Annotated in this window: 9 protein-coding genes; 6 read left to right on the top strand and 3 right to left on the bottom strand. The window is 71.2% G+C overall.

The annotated features are described in order from the left end of the window. Positions 1–60: 60 nt before the first annotated feature. Positions 61–2,424, top strand: coding sequence for a TIM-barrel domain-containing protein (locus OOK38_RS27030; protein ID WP_266756300.1), 2,364 nt, complete (start codon positions 61–63; stop codon positions 2,422–2,424). Positions 2,425–2,427: 3 nt separating this feature from the next. Here OOK38_RS27030 and OOK38_RS27025 read toward each other — a convergent pair whose 3' ends face one another. Continuing rightward, positions 2,428–2,964 (bottom strand): NUDIX domain-containing protein, encoded by a 537-nt coding sequence (locus tag OOK38_RS27025; protein ID WP_266756302.1) that lies wholly within the window; start codon positions 2,962–2,964, stop codon positions 2,428–2,430. A gap of 203 nt (positions 2,965–3,167) precedes the next feature. Here OOK38_RS27025 and OOK38_RS27020 point away from each other — a divergent pair, with 203 nt between their 5' ends. The 5 genes from OOK38_RS27020 (at position 3,168) to glpK (ending at position 9,664) form a co-directional block, all read left to right on the top strand. After that, the gene (locus OOK38_RS27020) at positions 3,168–3,614 is read left to right on the top strand and encodes a Zn-ribbon domain-containing OB-fold protein (RefSeq protein ID WP_266848862.1); all 447 of its coding nucleotides are present in this window, start codon (positions 3,168–3,170) and stop codon (positions 3,612–3,614) included. A 28-nt stretch (positions 3,615–3,642) separates the two neighbouring features. Beyond that, positions 3,643–4,833, top strand: coding sequence for a lipid-transfer protein (locus OOK38_RS27015; RefSeq protein WP_266756305.1), 1,191 nt, complete (start codon positions 3,643–3,645; stop codon positions 4,831–4,833). 239 nt (positions 4,834–5,072) lie between these two features. Further along, on the top strand, positions 5,073–6,716 hold the full coding sequence (locus tag OOK38_RS27010; protein ID WP_266756307.1) for a GGDEF domain-containing protein: 1,644 nt from the start codon (positions 5,073–5,075) through the stop codon (positions 6,714–6,716). 589 nt (positions 6,717–7,305) lie between these two features. Beyond that, positions 7,306–8,046, top strand: a complete 741-nt coding sequence (locus tag OOK38_RS27005) for an MIP/aquaporin family protein (RefSeq protein ID WP_266756309.1) — start codon at positions 7,306–7,308, stop codon at positions 8,044–8,046. Between the two features lie 97 nt (positions 8,047–8,143). Next, entirely contained in the window at positions 8,144–9,664 is a 1,521-nt protein-coding gene (glpK, locus tag OOK38_RS27000) for a glycerol kinase GlpK (RefSeq protein ID WP_266756311.1), read from the top strand. Positions 9,665–9,837: 173 nt separating this feature from the next. Here the strand turns inward: glpK and OOK38_RS26995 are convergent, their stop codons facing one another. Both OOK38_RS26995 and OOK38_RS26990 read right to left on the bottom strand, forming a co-directional pair. Further along, complete coding sequence (locus tag OOK38_RS26995) at positions 9,838–10,443, bottom strand: ATP/GTP-binding protein (RefSeq protein WP_266756313.1); 606 nt, start codon at positions 10,441–10,443, stop codon at positions 9,838–9,840. After that, entirely contained in the window at positions 10,424–14,065 is a 3,642-nt protein-coding gene (locus OOK38_RS26990; RefSeq protein ID WP_266848860.1) for a hydantoinase B/oxoprolinase family protein, read from the bottom strand. The genes OOK38_RS26995 and OOK38_RS26990 overlap by 20 nt, the downstream gene beginning before the upstream one ends. Between the last annotated feature and the right edge of the window lie 6 nt (positions 14,066–14,071).

Raw genomic sequence — 14,071 nt, 5'->3', positions numbered from 1 at the left:
CAGGTGAACGGCAGTTGAACGGCTCACTCGTAGGGTTCCGCTAGTGGCAGGGTGAGCACCATGGACGGTCGTGACCTGGTGCGTTCGGTGAAAGCGGTCGGCTCGGGGGGTGCTGCTCAAGGGCTGCTGACGGTGCGTGCCGCATGGCGCAGGAGGCGTGCCGACGCCGCCGGGTTGCCGCGCCGGGGCACCGAGCGGGCCCGGGTGCCCGGGCCGGTGCTCGGTGTGGAGCCGGGCCCCGGCGGCGGGGTCGTCCGGTTCACCCGGTCGGAGCTGCGGATCACGGTCGCGGTGAGCGGAGCGGTGTTCTGGGGCTGGGACGCGGTCGCGCCGGAGCCGTCGTACGCGCTCGCCGGGCGCTGCCCGGAGCCGGACCTGCGGGCCGTCCTGGAGCCGGACAAGGACGGCGGCTGGCGGGTCGTGGCCGAGCGGGTCACGGTCGTGGTCTCCCGGCACGGCGCGGTCGAGGTGCTCACCCCCGGCGGAGTGATCCTGCGTCGCGACCTGCCGCCCCGGTGGTGGGAACCCGTCGAGGGCGGCGCGGCCCGCTGGATGCAGCGTTCCGAAGTCGCGGCCGACGCCCGTTTCTTCGGTCTGGGTGGGAGGGCCGCGGGTTCCCGGCTGCGCGACGGGACGTACCGGCTGTGGAACACGGACCCGGGGCGGGCTTTCGGGCCGGGCGACGATCCGCTGTACCTCACGATGCCCGTGCAGATGGTGGTCGCCGACGCGGCCACGCACCTCGTGTTCCACGACACGCCGTGGGACGGCACCGTGACCCTGCGCGAGGGCGAGGAGGGCGCAGGCTCCGGGCACGACCGCGCCGGATCGTGCGAGCTGCGTATGGACGGCGGCCCGCTGCGCTGCTGGGTGATGGTCGGGACTCCCGCGCGCGTGCTGCACGCCTGGGCGTCGCTGACCGGCGCGGCCGCGCTGCCACCCGCCTGGGCCCTGGGGCATCAGCACGCGCGGTGGGGCTTCGGCAGCGAGCAGGAGGTGCGGCGGATCGTCGCGGGCTATCAGGAGCGCGGCCTGCCGCTTGACGCCGTGCACCTGGACATCGACCACTACGACGCCCATCAGGTGTTCACGGTCGATCGCGACAACTTCCCGAAGCTTCCCGTACTCGCGGACGAGCTGCGGCGCGACGGAATCCGCCTGGTGTCGATCGTCGACCCGGCGGTCAAGGCCGAGCCGGGCAACGCCGTGTACGACAGCGGTCTCGCGGAGGACGCCTTTGTGCGGGATGCCTCGGGACAGCTCGTGAAGGGGGTCGTGTGGCCCGGGGAGTCCGTCTATCCGGACTTCACGCACGCGCGGGCGCGTGCCTGGTGGGGCGGGCTCTACAAGGAGCGGCTCGCGCAGGGGTTCGCGGGGTTCTGGCACGACATGAACGAGCCGACGTCGTTCACGGCCTTCGGGGAGTCGACGCTGCCGCGTTCGGCCCGGCACTCCCTGGAGGGCCGCGGCGGTGACCACCGCGAGGCGCACAACGTGTACGCGCTGGGCATGGCCCGGGCCGCCTACGAGGGGCTGCGTGAACTCGCTCCCCAGGAGCGGCCGTTCCTCTTCTCGCGCTCGGGGTGGGCCGGACTGCAGCGCTACGGGGGGACCTGGTCCGGCGATGTGGCCACGGGCTGGCCGGGGTTGCGGGCGTCGTTGTCCCTGGTGATGGGGCTCGGGCTGTGCGGGGTGCCTTACTCGGGACCCGACGTGGGCGGCTTCGACGGCAGCCCGTCGCCCGAGCTCTATCTGCGGTGGTTCCAGCTCGGGGCGTATCTGCCGCTGTTCCGTACGCACGCGAGCCTGCGAGCCGGGCGAAGGGAGCCCTGGGGGTTCGGTGACGAGGTTCTGGAGCACGCGCGCGTGGCGCTCGTCGAACGACGTCGGCTGCTCCCGTACTTCATGACGTTGGCGCACCTGGCGCGCCGCACGGGTGCCCCGTATGTGCGGCCTCTGTGGTGGGGTGCGCCGGAGGACCGGTCGCTGCGCGACTGCGAGGACGCCTTCCTGCTCGGCGACAGCCTCCTCGTGGCCCCCGTACTGGATCACGGGACGGAGCGGCGGGCGGTGCAGCTGCCGCGGGGGCGTTGGTACGACACGGTCACCGGGGCGGCGTACGAGGGACCGGCGCAGGTGCTGATCGACGCCCCCTTGTCGCGGATTCCGGTGCTTGCGCGGGCCGGTGCCGTCGTGCCCGTACGCGGTGCGGACGGCGGTCTGGAGCTGGAGGCGTGGGCGCCCGCGCGCGGGCGCACCGGAGGCGGGCTCGTCGTGCCGGACGCGGGTGACGGCTGGGAGGAACCGGAGGCCGAGCGTTACGTGACCCGCTGGGAAGGTGACGAGGTGGTGGTACGGCGGGCCGGGGAGGACCCTGGCGAGCCGCCGTATCCCGTGCGGGTGCGGGGGCTGGGGGCACGCTGACCCTCAGATGTACCGTCCCTCGAACCAGGCCCGGGCCGCCAGGGTGTGGAGCGGGAAGGCGAGTTCGGCCGGCCTGCGGAGCAGATGCCAGCCTTCCGTCTCGTCCGTGGCGGCGGACTGCGGCAGATCGGCGGCCGGGCGTTCCGGGAGGAGCCCGAAGAGCAGCAGATGACCCGCTGGAGAGCTCATCGCGTCGGCGAGCCGCACGTCCCTGCTCGCCGCGTCGATGCCCGTCTCTTCCTTGAGCTCACGCACGACGGCGTGCCGCCAGTCCTCCCGGTGGTCGATGAATCCCCCGGGCAGGGCAACGCCCCCGCGCGCGGGAGAGATGGTCCGGGTGATGACGACCAAGGAGGACCCCCTGTCGTCGTAGACGGGCTGCAGGGCCACCGCGACCGGCAGGGGATTGCGGTAGGCCACCGTGCCGCAGGCGGCGCAGGTGCGGGGCCAGCCGGAGATGCCCTCTCCGTAGGGGGCGCCGCAGCTGGAACAGTGCGAATCGGGCGCGAAGTCGGCGGGTGGGTGCGGGGATGCTGACACGCCGCGGACTGTAGCGGATCACCGAACGGACGTCTTCAGGGTGGTCAGGATCGGGTGGCCGGAACCACCCCCGTGGGCCCCGGCCACCCCCACAGGTACTCCGACGCCCGGGCGGCATCAGTGGTTCACCGATGCCCTGCCCAATTCCCGTTGCCCGTGGCACACTTCTGACGTTCCGTCAGATCCAGTGTCGTGGAGGGATCTTGTCGCGCTCACGTACACCCGTCGTCGCCGGGTGGTTCACCGGGGACGGTAACGACTTCCGCCTGCTGGGCACCCGTTGCTCGGCGTGCACCTCGGTCTTCTTCCCCCGCGAGGACGCCTTCTGCCGCAATCCGGGGTGTGCGGGCGGCGAGCTGGCCGAGGTGCCGCTGCCCTCCCGGGGCCGCGTCTGGTCGTACACCGACAGCCGGTACCGACCTCCGTCACCCTATGTGACCGATCCGGAACTCTCCTGGAAGCCCTACGCGTTGATCGCTGTGGAGCTGGAATCCGAGCGCCTCGTGGTCCTCGGCCAGGCGGCTCCCGGGATCACCGTCGCCGATCTGACGGTGGGCATGGAGGTGGAGGTCGTCCCCGGTGTGCTGCACGAGGACACGGAGACGACCTGGACGACCTGGCACTGGCGGCCTACAGGGGTGACGACATGAAGGGCGCACAGCGGACGGAGGTGGCGCTATGAACGGCGATGTGGCGGTGCTCGGCGTGGGAATGCACCCATGGGGCAAGTGGGGGCGACGTTTCGTCGAGTACGGGGTCGTGGCGGCGCGCGCGGCACTGACCGACGCGGGGATCGACTGGCGGGACGTCGGCTCGATCGTGGGCGCCGACACCGTGCGCGGAGGCTATCCGGGGTATGTGGCGGGGGCGACGTTCGCGAAGGCGCTCGGATGGCAGGGGGCGCGCGTCGCCAGCGTGTACGCGGCGTGCGCGTCCGGGGCCCAGGCCCTCGGCACGGCGCGTGCGCAGATCCTTTCGGGTCTCGCGGACGTGGTCCTCGTGGTGGGCGCGGACGCGGCGCCCAAGGGCTTCTTCCGTCCCGCGGGCGGGGACCGGCAGGACGATCCGGACTGGCTGCGCTTCCGTGTTCTCGGGGCGACGAATCCGACGTACTTCGGGTTGTACGCACGCCGCCGGATGGCTCTGTACGGCGACACTCCGGAGGACTTCGCCCAGGTCAAGGTGAAGAACGCGGCGCTGGGCGCGCTCAACCCGAACGCGCGCTACCGCAAGAGGGTCACCGCGGAGGAGGTCGCCGGGTCGGCCGTGGTCGCCGATCCGCTGCGGCTGCTCGACATCTGCGCGACCTCCGACGGCGGTGCGGCCGTGGTGCTGGCCAGTATGGAGTTCGCGCGCCGGCACGGGGCGTCGGAGCCGGTGCGGATCCGCGCGGTGTCGACGGTGACGCCGCGCTATCCCAACACCGTGCTGGACCTGCCGGACATCGCCACGGACTCCGCGGTCGCGGTGGAGCCCGCGGGCGGCACCTTCCGGGCGTCGATCGCCCGAGCGGCGTACGAGGAGGCGGGGATCGGGCCCGAGGATCTCTCGGTCGCCGAGGTGTACGACCTGTCCACCGCCCTGGAGCTGCAGTGGTACGAGGATCTCGGGCTCTGCGGGGAGGGCGAGGCCGCGAAGCTGCTGCGCGAGGGGGAGACAGCGCTCGGCGGACGCATACCGGTGAACGTCAGCGGCGGGCTCGCTTCCTTCGGAGAGGCCGTCCCGGCACAGGCCATCGCCCAAGTGTGCGAGCTGACCTGGCAGTTGCGGGACGGTGCGGGTGACCGGCAGGTCGCCGGGGCCCGCGTCGGGATCACCGCGAATCAGGGGCTGTTCGGCCACGGCTCCTCCGTCGTCGCGGTGCGGTAGCCCCGCATGGTCCGGCCGGGGCCACGGTCAGGGGGCGGCCGGCCGTCACTCCGCCCTGCCGCGACACCAACCATCACCCCGTTTCCCACCCGGACGAGCCCGCGCTCGAACCAGTCTCCGCAAAGGTCTGAGCGGCGCGTCCGGATGCCCGTACGCACCCATTGTGACGACTTGGGAATCCTGCGTGAACACCATATGAATCGCGCACCGGCGCACATCGACGGCGGCATGCTGCTGCCGTGCCCTCCAGGACGGATACTGTCCGCTTCGCCTTCCAGCCGGTCGTCAATCTGACGACCGGAGGGGTCGCGGCGCTGGAGATACTCGCCCGTCCGGAGTCCGGCGACATCCTGGCGCAGGCCCGCCGTGATCCCGAACTCGACGGGCGGCTGGCCGCGTTGGCCATCCGGGTCGCCGCCCGCAAGGAGACGCTGCTGCCCCTGCACGTCAACGTGTTCGCCGGAACCCTGGCCGACCTCGGCAGGCTCTCGGCGCTGCGGAACGCGGTGCGGGAGGCCGGGCGGCTGCCCTGGGAGGTCACCGTCGACATCGGCCCGCCGTACACGCACGTTCCGCAGCAGGCGCTGCTGGAGGCGGTGGCCGTGGTGCGCGAAGAGGGCTTCCGGATCTGCGCGGACGGGATCGGCGACGGCGACGTACCCCTGCGGCTGCTGACAGACCTCGCGCCCGAGTTGATGAAGCTCGATGCGTCCCTGCTGTCGCGACCCGCCGCGGTACGCGCCATGCGGACACTGTGCGAGCAACTGGGCGCGCTGCTGTCCGTCGAAGGCGTCGAGACGGAACTGCAGTGCGCCGCCGCGGTGTCGGCGGGCGCGCAACTGGCGCAGGGCGAGCTGTTCGCACCGCCCGCCCGGCTGCCCTCGGCGGACGTATACGTTCCGGCGCTGTCGCCCGGCGCCGTCACCACGCCCCGGTCCGGGCCGTCCGTACGGCAGTTCGTGCGCCCGGCCGCGCTGCTGCCGGCAACCGCATCGGCAGGGCAGGTCAGGGCGTTGCTCACCGGGTCGCCCGACGTGTCCGGCGTGTTGCTCGTGAACCCTTCCGGGATTCCGGTCCGGTCGGTGCACCGGTCACGGTTCCTGTTGTCGATGTCCGGGCGCTACGGGCATGCGCTGTACGCCGATCGGCCGGCCGCCAGACTGGGAGATCCTCCGCGTACGGTCGGCGTCGACGCCACGGCGTGGGAGGTGCTCGACGTCGTCGCGGACGGGGACCGGGACCGTACGTCCGACGACGTCGCGGTCGTCGACCGGTACGGGCGGTGCGTGGGCGTCGTGCGCCTCGCGGACCTCGTACGGGCGCTGTCCGAAAACCGGGTCGAGGAGGCGGCGGGGCTCAACCCGCTGACCCGGCTGCCCGGTTCGGACGCGATCACCGGGGAGGTCGACCGGCGGATCGCGGACGGCCGGATGTTCGCGCTGAGCTGGCTGGACGTCGACCACTTCAAGCAGGTCAACGACGGCGCGGGGTTCGCGGCCGGCGACGAGCTGATCCGGGCGGTGGGGCGGGCGTTGCAGGTATCGGCGTCCGAGGCGACGCGCGTCGGGCACATCGGCGGCGACGACTTCCTGGTCCTCGCCGACCCGGACACCCTCGGTCCGCTGGCGGCCTCGGTGCTCGATGCGCCCTGGGCGGCGGGCGGGCGCGCCGTCACGATGTCGCTGGCCACGGTGGTGTGCGCCCCCGGCAGCGTGAGCGATCACCGGCAGGCGGCCGCCTGTCTGGCGCCCCTCAAGCAAGCCGCCAAGGCGCTGAACGGGGCGAGTTGGGTGCTGGGACGAGCGGGGCTGCCCGGTCACGAGATCCGCCGCGGCACGGGGACCGCGCCGATGGAGCCGTACGGGCAGACACTGACCGGCTGACCGGCCGACTCGCTCACTCACTCACCGCCTCACCGACTCACTCACCGATTCGCTCGCCCCTGACCGCCGGCCGCAGGCGGCTCGCGGCCGGCCGCCGACCTCTGCCCTCTCACCGCTCTGGCGACGAGTGGTCCACGAGTAGGCCGCCGATGCCCTCGATCCTTGCCGGTCTCGAACGGCGCCACCGCGGCACCCGCCGGCGGATCCGGTCGGTGGGCGACGCGACGGGCGAACCGCCGCCGTGCCGTCGGTCCGCCCGCCGCCCTCACCGACGTCCCTCCGTGGAGCGTCCTCTTTGTGCCCTTCGAACCGTTGCGGTCCACGACCTTGACGGCCCCTGGGTGCCGGTGAACACTTCCGGGTGTCAGTCGGCATCGCCGCATTCGGGCGTCTTCAAGCACCGCACCGTTCGGGTCTCCGACCTGTACCCAGGGCCGTCCCCACGGGCGATTCCGCTGCGACGGCACGCTCGTCACGGACGCCGGGCGGGGCGCGGGATCTCCCTGCCTTCGGCTGAAGTAGCCATGGGAAACGCACCCTGCACGGTGGCCCGGAGCGGATCGCCCCGGGCGAAGGCCTAGGAGCCGCCATGAGCAACGGAGACATCTTTGTCGGCGAGTTGATCGGCACCGCGATTCTGATTCTGTTCGGCGCGGGTGTGTGCGCCGCCGTGACACTGAACAAGTCGAAGGCCCAGGGGGCCGGCTGGGTCGTCATCGCCTTCGGGTGGGGCTTCGGCGTCCTCGCCGGCGCCTACACGTCGGCGCCGCTGTCGGGAGGGCAGATCAACCCGGCGGTCACGATCGGATTCGCGATCGAGGGCTCCACGAAGTGGGAGGACGTGCCCTTCTACATCCTCGGACAGTTCGCCGGAGCCATCATCGGGGCCGCCCTGTGCTGGCTGCTCTACCTCGGCCAGTTCAACCTCAACGCCGAGGAGGACAAGGCCATCGAGACGCTGGGGATCTTCTCGACGCGCCCCGAGATCGACAACCCGGTGCAGAACCTGATCACCGAGATCATCGCCACCGCCGCCCTGATGCTGCCCATCCTCGGGCTGGTCGGCGGCAGCAAGCACGTCGCGGGCATCGGCGACGCGGGCCTGCCGGTCCTGCTCATCTCCTTCCTCGTCGTGGGCATCGGCCTCTCGCTGGGCGGTCCCACGGGGTACGCGATCAACCCGGCCCGCGACCTGGGACCGCGCCTCACCCACGCGCTGCTGCCCATTCCCAACAAGGGCACCTCGGAGTGGAGCTACTCCTGGATTCCGGTGGTGGGCCCGATCGTGGGTGCCGCCATCGGCGCCGGGATCTACAACGTGGCCTTCTGACGCATCGCCGCCTCCCCCGAAACCGCAGCCACCTGACAAGAACACACGCTCCTGACGAGAACGCAGCCTCCTGACGAAGAACACGTAAGGGGACGTCATGACGGACAACGCCGAGAAATACGTCGCCGCAATCGACCAGGGCACCACTTCCAGCCGCTGCATCATCTTCGACCAGGACGGCGCGATCGTCGCCGTCGACCAGCGCGAACACCGCCAGATCTTCCCCAAGCCGGGCTGGGTGGAGCACGACGCCACCGAGATCTGGTCCAAGGTGCAGGCCGTGGTCGCGGGAGCGATCGCCAAGGCCGGGCTGCGCGCCGACCAGCTGAGCGCGCTCGGCATCACCAACCAACGCGAGACGACGGTCCTGTGGGACCGCGCCACCGGCAAGCCCGTCCACAACGCGATCGTCTGGCAGGACACCCGTACGTCGGCGCTCTGCAACGAACTGGGCGGCTCGGACGGCCAGGACCGCTTCCGCGAGCAGACCGGACTGCCCCTGGCCAGCTACTTCTCCGGGCCCAAGGCGGCCTGGCTGCTCGACAACGTCCCGGGCCTGCGCACGCGCGCCGAGCGCGGTGAGATCGCCTTCGGCACGATCGACTCGTGGCTCATCTGGAACCTGACCGGTGGCACGGACGGCGGGCGGCACGTCACCGACGTGACCAACGCCGGGCGCACCATGCTGATGAACCTGGAAACGCTCCAGTGGGACCCGTCCATCCTCTCCGCCATGAACATCCCCGAAGCGGTGCTCCCCGAGATCAGGTCCTCCGCCGAGGTGTACGGCACCGCCGTGGGCCAACTCGGTGGCGTCCCGGTCGCGTCGGCGCTCGGCGACCAGCAGGCGGCGATCTTCGGACAGGCCTGCTACGACGTCGGCACGGCCAAGAACACCTACGGCACGGGCAGTTTCCTGCTGCTGAACACCGGCAACCGTCCCGTTCCCTCGAAGAACGGACTGCTGACGACCATGGGCTACAAGATCGGCACGGAGGCGCCGGTCTATTGCCTGGAGGGGTCGATCGCGATCACGGGCGCGCTGGTGCAGTGGTTCCGCGACCAGTTGGGCATCATCCGTTCCGCCGACGAGATCGAAACGCTCGCGGCGAGCGTCGAGGACAACGGCGGTGCGTACATCGTTCCCGCCTTCTCGGGCCTGTTCGCCCCCTACTGGCGCTCGGACGCCCGCGGAGTGGTCACCGGTCTCACGCGGTACGTCACGAAGGCGCACCTCGCGCGCGCGGTCCTGGAGGCGACGAGCTGGCAGACACGCGAGGTCGTGGACGCCATGTACCAGGACTCCGGGGTGCAGATCACCACCTTGAAGGTGGACGGCGGCATGACCAAGAACAATCTGCTGATGCAGCACCAGGCGGATGTCCTCGGTGTGCCGGTGATCCGTCCGAAGGTCTCCGAGACGACCTGTCTGGGCGCCGCGTACGCGGCGGGGCTCGCGACCGGCGTGTGGAACGACCTCGACGAGCTGAAGACGCACTGGCAGAAGGACGTCGAATGGACACCGTCCATGGAGAGCTCGGTGCGCGACCGCGAGTACCAGAACTGGCGCAAGGCGGTGGAGAAGAGCTTCGGCTGGCACGACGACGCCATCGGCTGACTCCCGCGTCCACGCCGACGGAGCGTCGGCGCGGAACGGGTGTCCACGCGCGCGTGCGTCCCGCGTGAACCACGCGCGCGTGCAGACCGCGGCCCGTACCCCGGTCGGCGGGGGTACGGGCCGCACCCGTCCTGCGTGACGGGCTCGGCACTGCGGGCGCGTCGGGTCGCGCGTCAGGTGGTGACGGTCTCCCGGAGCGCGGCGGCGTAGGCCATCGCGTGCTGGACGACGCGGATGAGGACCTCCTTGACGGACTCCCGGTCCCGCGCGTCGCAGAGGACGACGGGCACACCCGGGTCGAGGTCGAGGGCCTGACGGACGGCTTCCGCGGGGTAACGGGCGGATTCCTCGAAACAGTTGACCCCGACGACGAAGGGTATGGACCGCCGTTCGAAGTAGTCGACCGCGGCGAAGCAGTCCTCCAGGCGGCGGGTGTCGGCCAGCACGACGGCGCCCAGGGCGCCGGTGGCGAGCTCGTCCCAGAGGAACCAGAAACGGTCCTGGCCGGGGGTGCCGAACAGGTAGAGCACCAGGTCCTCGCGGAGGGTGATCCGGCCGAAGTCCATGGCGACGGTGGTGGTGTGCTTGCCCTCCACGCCGCTGGTGTCGTCGATGGGCCGGCCCGCCTCCGTGAGGAGTTCCTCGGTGCGCAGCGGCTTGATCTCGCTGACCGCGCCGACGAGGGTCGTCTTGCCCACGCCGAAGCCGCCGGCCACCAGGATCTTGAGCGTGACGGGCTCGACCGGAGGCTTGCCGCGCTCAGAACGCCCGAAGATCATCGATCTCTTCTCCTGCTTGATGGGGGTCGCGCGGCGGTGGGCCGTAGCCTCCGCCGCCGGGGGTTTCGATGACGAGTACGTCGCCGGGGCCGACGTCCGCCGCGCCGCTTCCGCCGAGTTCCGTGACGGTGCCGTCGGCGTGCTCCACCCGGTTGACGCCGAGGGCACCGGGCTCGCCGCCCGCCATGCCGTACGGCGGCACTCTGCGGTGCTGCGAGAGCGTCGAGACGGTCATCGGTTCGTGGAACTTGATGCGGCGCACGGCGCCGTCGCCGCCACGCCAGTGTCCGGGGCCGCCGCTGCCGTGTCTGATCGCGAACTCGTCGAGTTGGACGGGCAGTCGCCACTCGAGGACCTCGGGGTCGGTGAGCCGCGAGTTGGTCATGTGGGTCTGGACGACCGAGGCGCCGGGGAAGCCGTCGCCCGCACCCGATCCGGAGGCCACGGTCTCGTAGTACTGGTGGCGCTCGTTGCCGAAGGTGACGTTGTTCATGGTGCCGGAGCCCTCGGCCTGCACGGCCAGGGCCGCGTAGAGGGCGCCGGTGATCGCCTGGGAGGTCTCCACGTTGCCGGCGGCGACGGCGGCGGGGGGCTCAGGGGCGAGCATCGAGCCTGGCGGCACCACGATGCGCAGGGGGCGCAGACAGCCGTCGTTGAGCGGGATGTCGTCGTCCACCAGGGTGCGGAAGACGTACAGGACGGCGGCGTTGACCACGGCGAAGGGCGCGTTGAAGTTGGTGGTGAGCTGCGTGGACGTACCCGTGAAGTCGACGGTGGCGGCGCGTTCTTCGCGGTCCACGGTGACACGGACGCGGATGACCGCCCCCGAGTCGGTCTCGTAGGCGCACTCGCCGCCTTCGAGCGTGTCGATGACACGGCGTACCGCTTCCTCCGCGTTGTCCTGGACGTGTTTCATGTACGCCTGTACGACATCGAGCCCGAAGTCCTCGATCATGCGGCCGACTTCGTCGACGCCCTTCCGGTTGGCTGCGATCTGGGCACGCAGATCGGCGAGGTTCGTCCTCGGGCTGCGCGAGGGGTGGGGCGGCTCGGTGAGCAGGGCCAGTGTCTCCGCCTCGCGGAAGCGGCCGTTCTCGGCGAGCAGCCAGTTGTCGAAGAGGATGCCCTCCTCGTCGATGGTCCGGCTGTTCGCGGGCATGGAGCCCGGGGCGATGCCGCCGATCTCGGCGTGGTGACCGCGCGAGGCAACGTAGAACAGGATCCGGTCACCCTCCGTGTCGAAGACCGGGGTGATCACGGTGACATCGGGGAGGTGGGTACCCCCGTGGTAAGGATCGTTCACGGCGTACGTGTCGCCCGGCCGCATGCTGTCGCCGCGCCGCCGCACGACCTCCTGGACGCTCGTCCCCATCGAGCCCAGGTGGACCGGGATGTGCGGCGCGTTGGCGACCAGGTTGCCGTCGGGGTCGAACAGGGCGCAGGAGAAGTCCAGGCGCTCCTTGATGTTGACGGACTGGGCGGTCGATTCCAGGCGGGCGCCCATCTGTTCCGCGATGGACATGAAGAGGTTGTTGAAGACCTCGAGCAGAACCGGATCCGCTTCCGTAGCCAGATCGGAACTCTCCGTGATCACCGCGCGTTCCATGACCAGATGCCCGTCGCCCGTCGTCGCGGCCCGCCAGCCGTCGTCGACGACGGTCGTCGAGCCCGATTCGGCGATGATCGCCGGTCCCGTCACGGTCTCGCCGGGCGGGAGTTCCTCACGGCGGTGCAGGGGCACGTCGCGCCAGGTGCCGCCCGTGTGGAGTCTGACCGTCTCCCGGGTGGCCGGGGCAGACGCGGGTGCGGCTCCGTAGGGGGCGAGGGCGGACAGATCGGGGGGTTCGGTGAGACCGGTGGCTTCCACGGAGAGGGCTTCGACGACGACCGGGCGGTCGAGGGTGAAGGAGTAGGTGGCGCGATGGCGTTCTTCGAAGGCGTGGGTCATGGTGTCGGGCTCGGTGAGCTCGACGGTCAGCGCCGTGTCCGTGCCGTCATAGCGGAGCTGGGCCCGGCGCGTGATCCGGATGCGGTGCTCGGGGACGTCCTCGGCGAGGAGTTCGGCGCGGGTGGCGCCCTCCAGGTCGTCGGCCGTCTTGAGGATGCCCGGCATCGAGAGCGGTTCCAGGGGCGCCTCGACGGACTGTTCACGCATGGCTGTCGTGTCGGCGAGTCCGATGCCGAGGGCGGACAGGACGCCTGCCATCGGCGGGACGAGGACGGTGCGGATGCCGAGCGAGTCGGCGACCATGCACGCGTGCTGGCCACCGGCGCCGCCGAAGGTGGTCAGCGCGTAGCGGGTGACGTCGTGGCCCTTCTGTACGGAGATGCGCTTGACGGCGTTGGCGATGTTGGCCACGGCGATCTGGAGGTAGCCCTCGGCGACCTGTTCCGGGGTGCGGTCGTCGCCGGTCCTCTCGCGGATCTCGCGCGCGAGCGCCGTGAACCGGTCGCGGACCAGGGCGCCGTCGAGAGGCTGGTCCCCGCCGGGGCCGAACACCTTCGGGAAGTGATCGGGCTGGATGCGGCCGAGTGCGACGTTGGCGTCGGTGACCGTCAGTGGGCCGCCGCTCCGGTAGCACGCTGGCCCGGGGTCGGCGCCGGCCGAGTCGGGGCCCACCCGGTAGCGGGAGCCGTCGAAGTGGAGCACCGATCCGCCGCCAGCGGCGACGGTGTGGATGTCCAGCATGGGGGCGCGCAGCCGGACCCCGGCGATCTGCGTGGTGAAGACCCGCTCGTACTCTCCGGCGAAGTGGGAGACGTCCGTGGACGTGCCTCCCATGTCGAAGCCGATGACGCGGTCGAAACCGGCGAGCTGCGACATCCGGGCCATGCCGACGATGCCACCCGCGGGTCCGGACAGGATGGCGTCCTTGCCGCGGAACTGACCGGCCTCGGCGAGGCCTCCGTTGGACTGCATGAACATCAGCCGTACGCCCCGGAGTTCATCGGCGACGCGTCGGACGTAGCGGCGCAGCACGGGCGACAGGTAGGCGTCGACGACGGCCGTGTCACCGCGGGGCACCAGCTTCATCAGCGGGCTGACCTCGCTGGAGAGGGAGATCTGCGGGAAGCCGACGCGGGCCGCCAGCTCACCCACGGCTTGTTCGTGCGCGGGGTGGAGGTGGCTGTGCATACAGACGACGGCGACCGCGCGGATCCCGTCGTCGTACGCCTCCTGGAGGGGTACGGCGAGGGCGTCCAGGTCGGGGGCGCGCAGGACCGTGCCGTCGGCGGCGATCCGTTCGTCGACCTCGACGACCCGCTCGTGGAGCAGCTCGGGGAGCTCGATCGCGCGGGCGAAGATGCGGGGGCGGTTCTGGTAGGCGATGCGCAGGGCGTCGCGGAAGCCCCGGGTGGTCACCAGGAGCGTGCGCTCGCCCTTGCGTTCCAGCAGGGCGTTGGTGGCGACGGTGGTGCCCATCCGGACGACGTCGACCGGGGCGCCCGCGGCGTCCCCCGCGTCACCGAGGAGTTCACGGACGCCCGCGACGGCGGCGTCGGCGTAGCGGGCCGGATTGTCGGACAGGAGTTTGTGCGTGAGCAGGCGACCGTCGGGGCGCCGCGCGACGATGTCCGTGAAAGTACCGCCCCGGTCGACCCAGAACTGCCAGCCTGTCACGTCTGT

The sequence above is a fragment of the Streptomyces sp. NBC_00568 genome, assembly GCF_026341855.1.
Taxonomy (GTDB): domain Bacteria; phylum Actinomycetota; class Actinomycetes; order Streptomycetales; family Streptomycetaceae; genus Streptomyces.
This window is presented reverse-complemented; position numbering and strand designations above follow the sequence as displayed.

Coding starts and splice junctions, on each gene's coding strand:
- OOK38_RS27030 (WP_266756300.1), top strand. CDS start 61: ATGGACGGTCGTGACCTGGTGCGTTCGGTGAAAGCGGTCGGCTCGGGG.
- OOK38_RS27015 (WP_266756305.1), top strand. CDS start 3,643: ATGAACGGCGATGTGGCGGTGCTCGGCGTGGGAATGCACCCATGGGGC.
- OOK38_RS27005 (WP_266756309.1), top strand. CDS start 7,306: ATGAGCAACGGAGACATCTTTGTCGGCGAGTTGATCGGCACCGCGATT.
- glpK (WP_266756311.1), top strand. CDS start 8,144: ATGACGGACAACGCCGAGAAATACGTCGCCGCAATCGACCAGGGCACC.
- OOK38_RS26995 (WP_266756313.1), bottom strand. CDS start 10,443: ATGATCTTCGGGCGTTCTGAGCGCGGCAAGCCTCCGGTCGAGCCCGTC.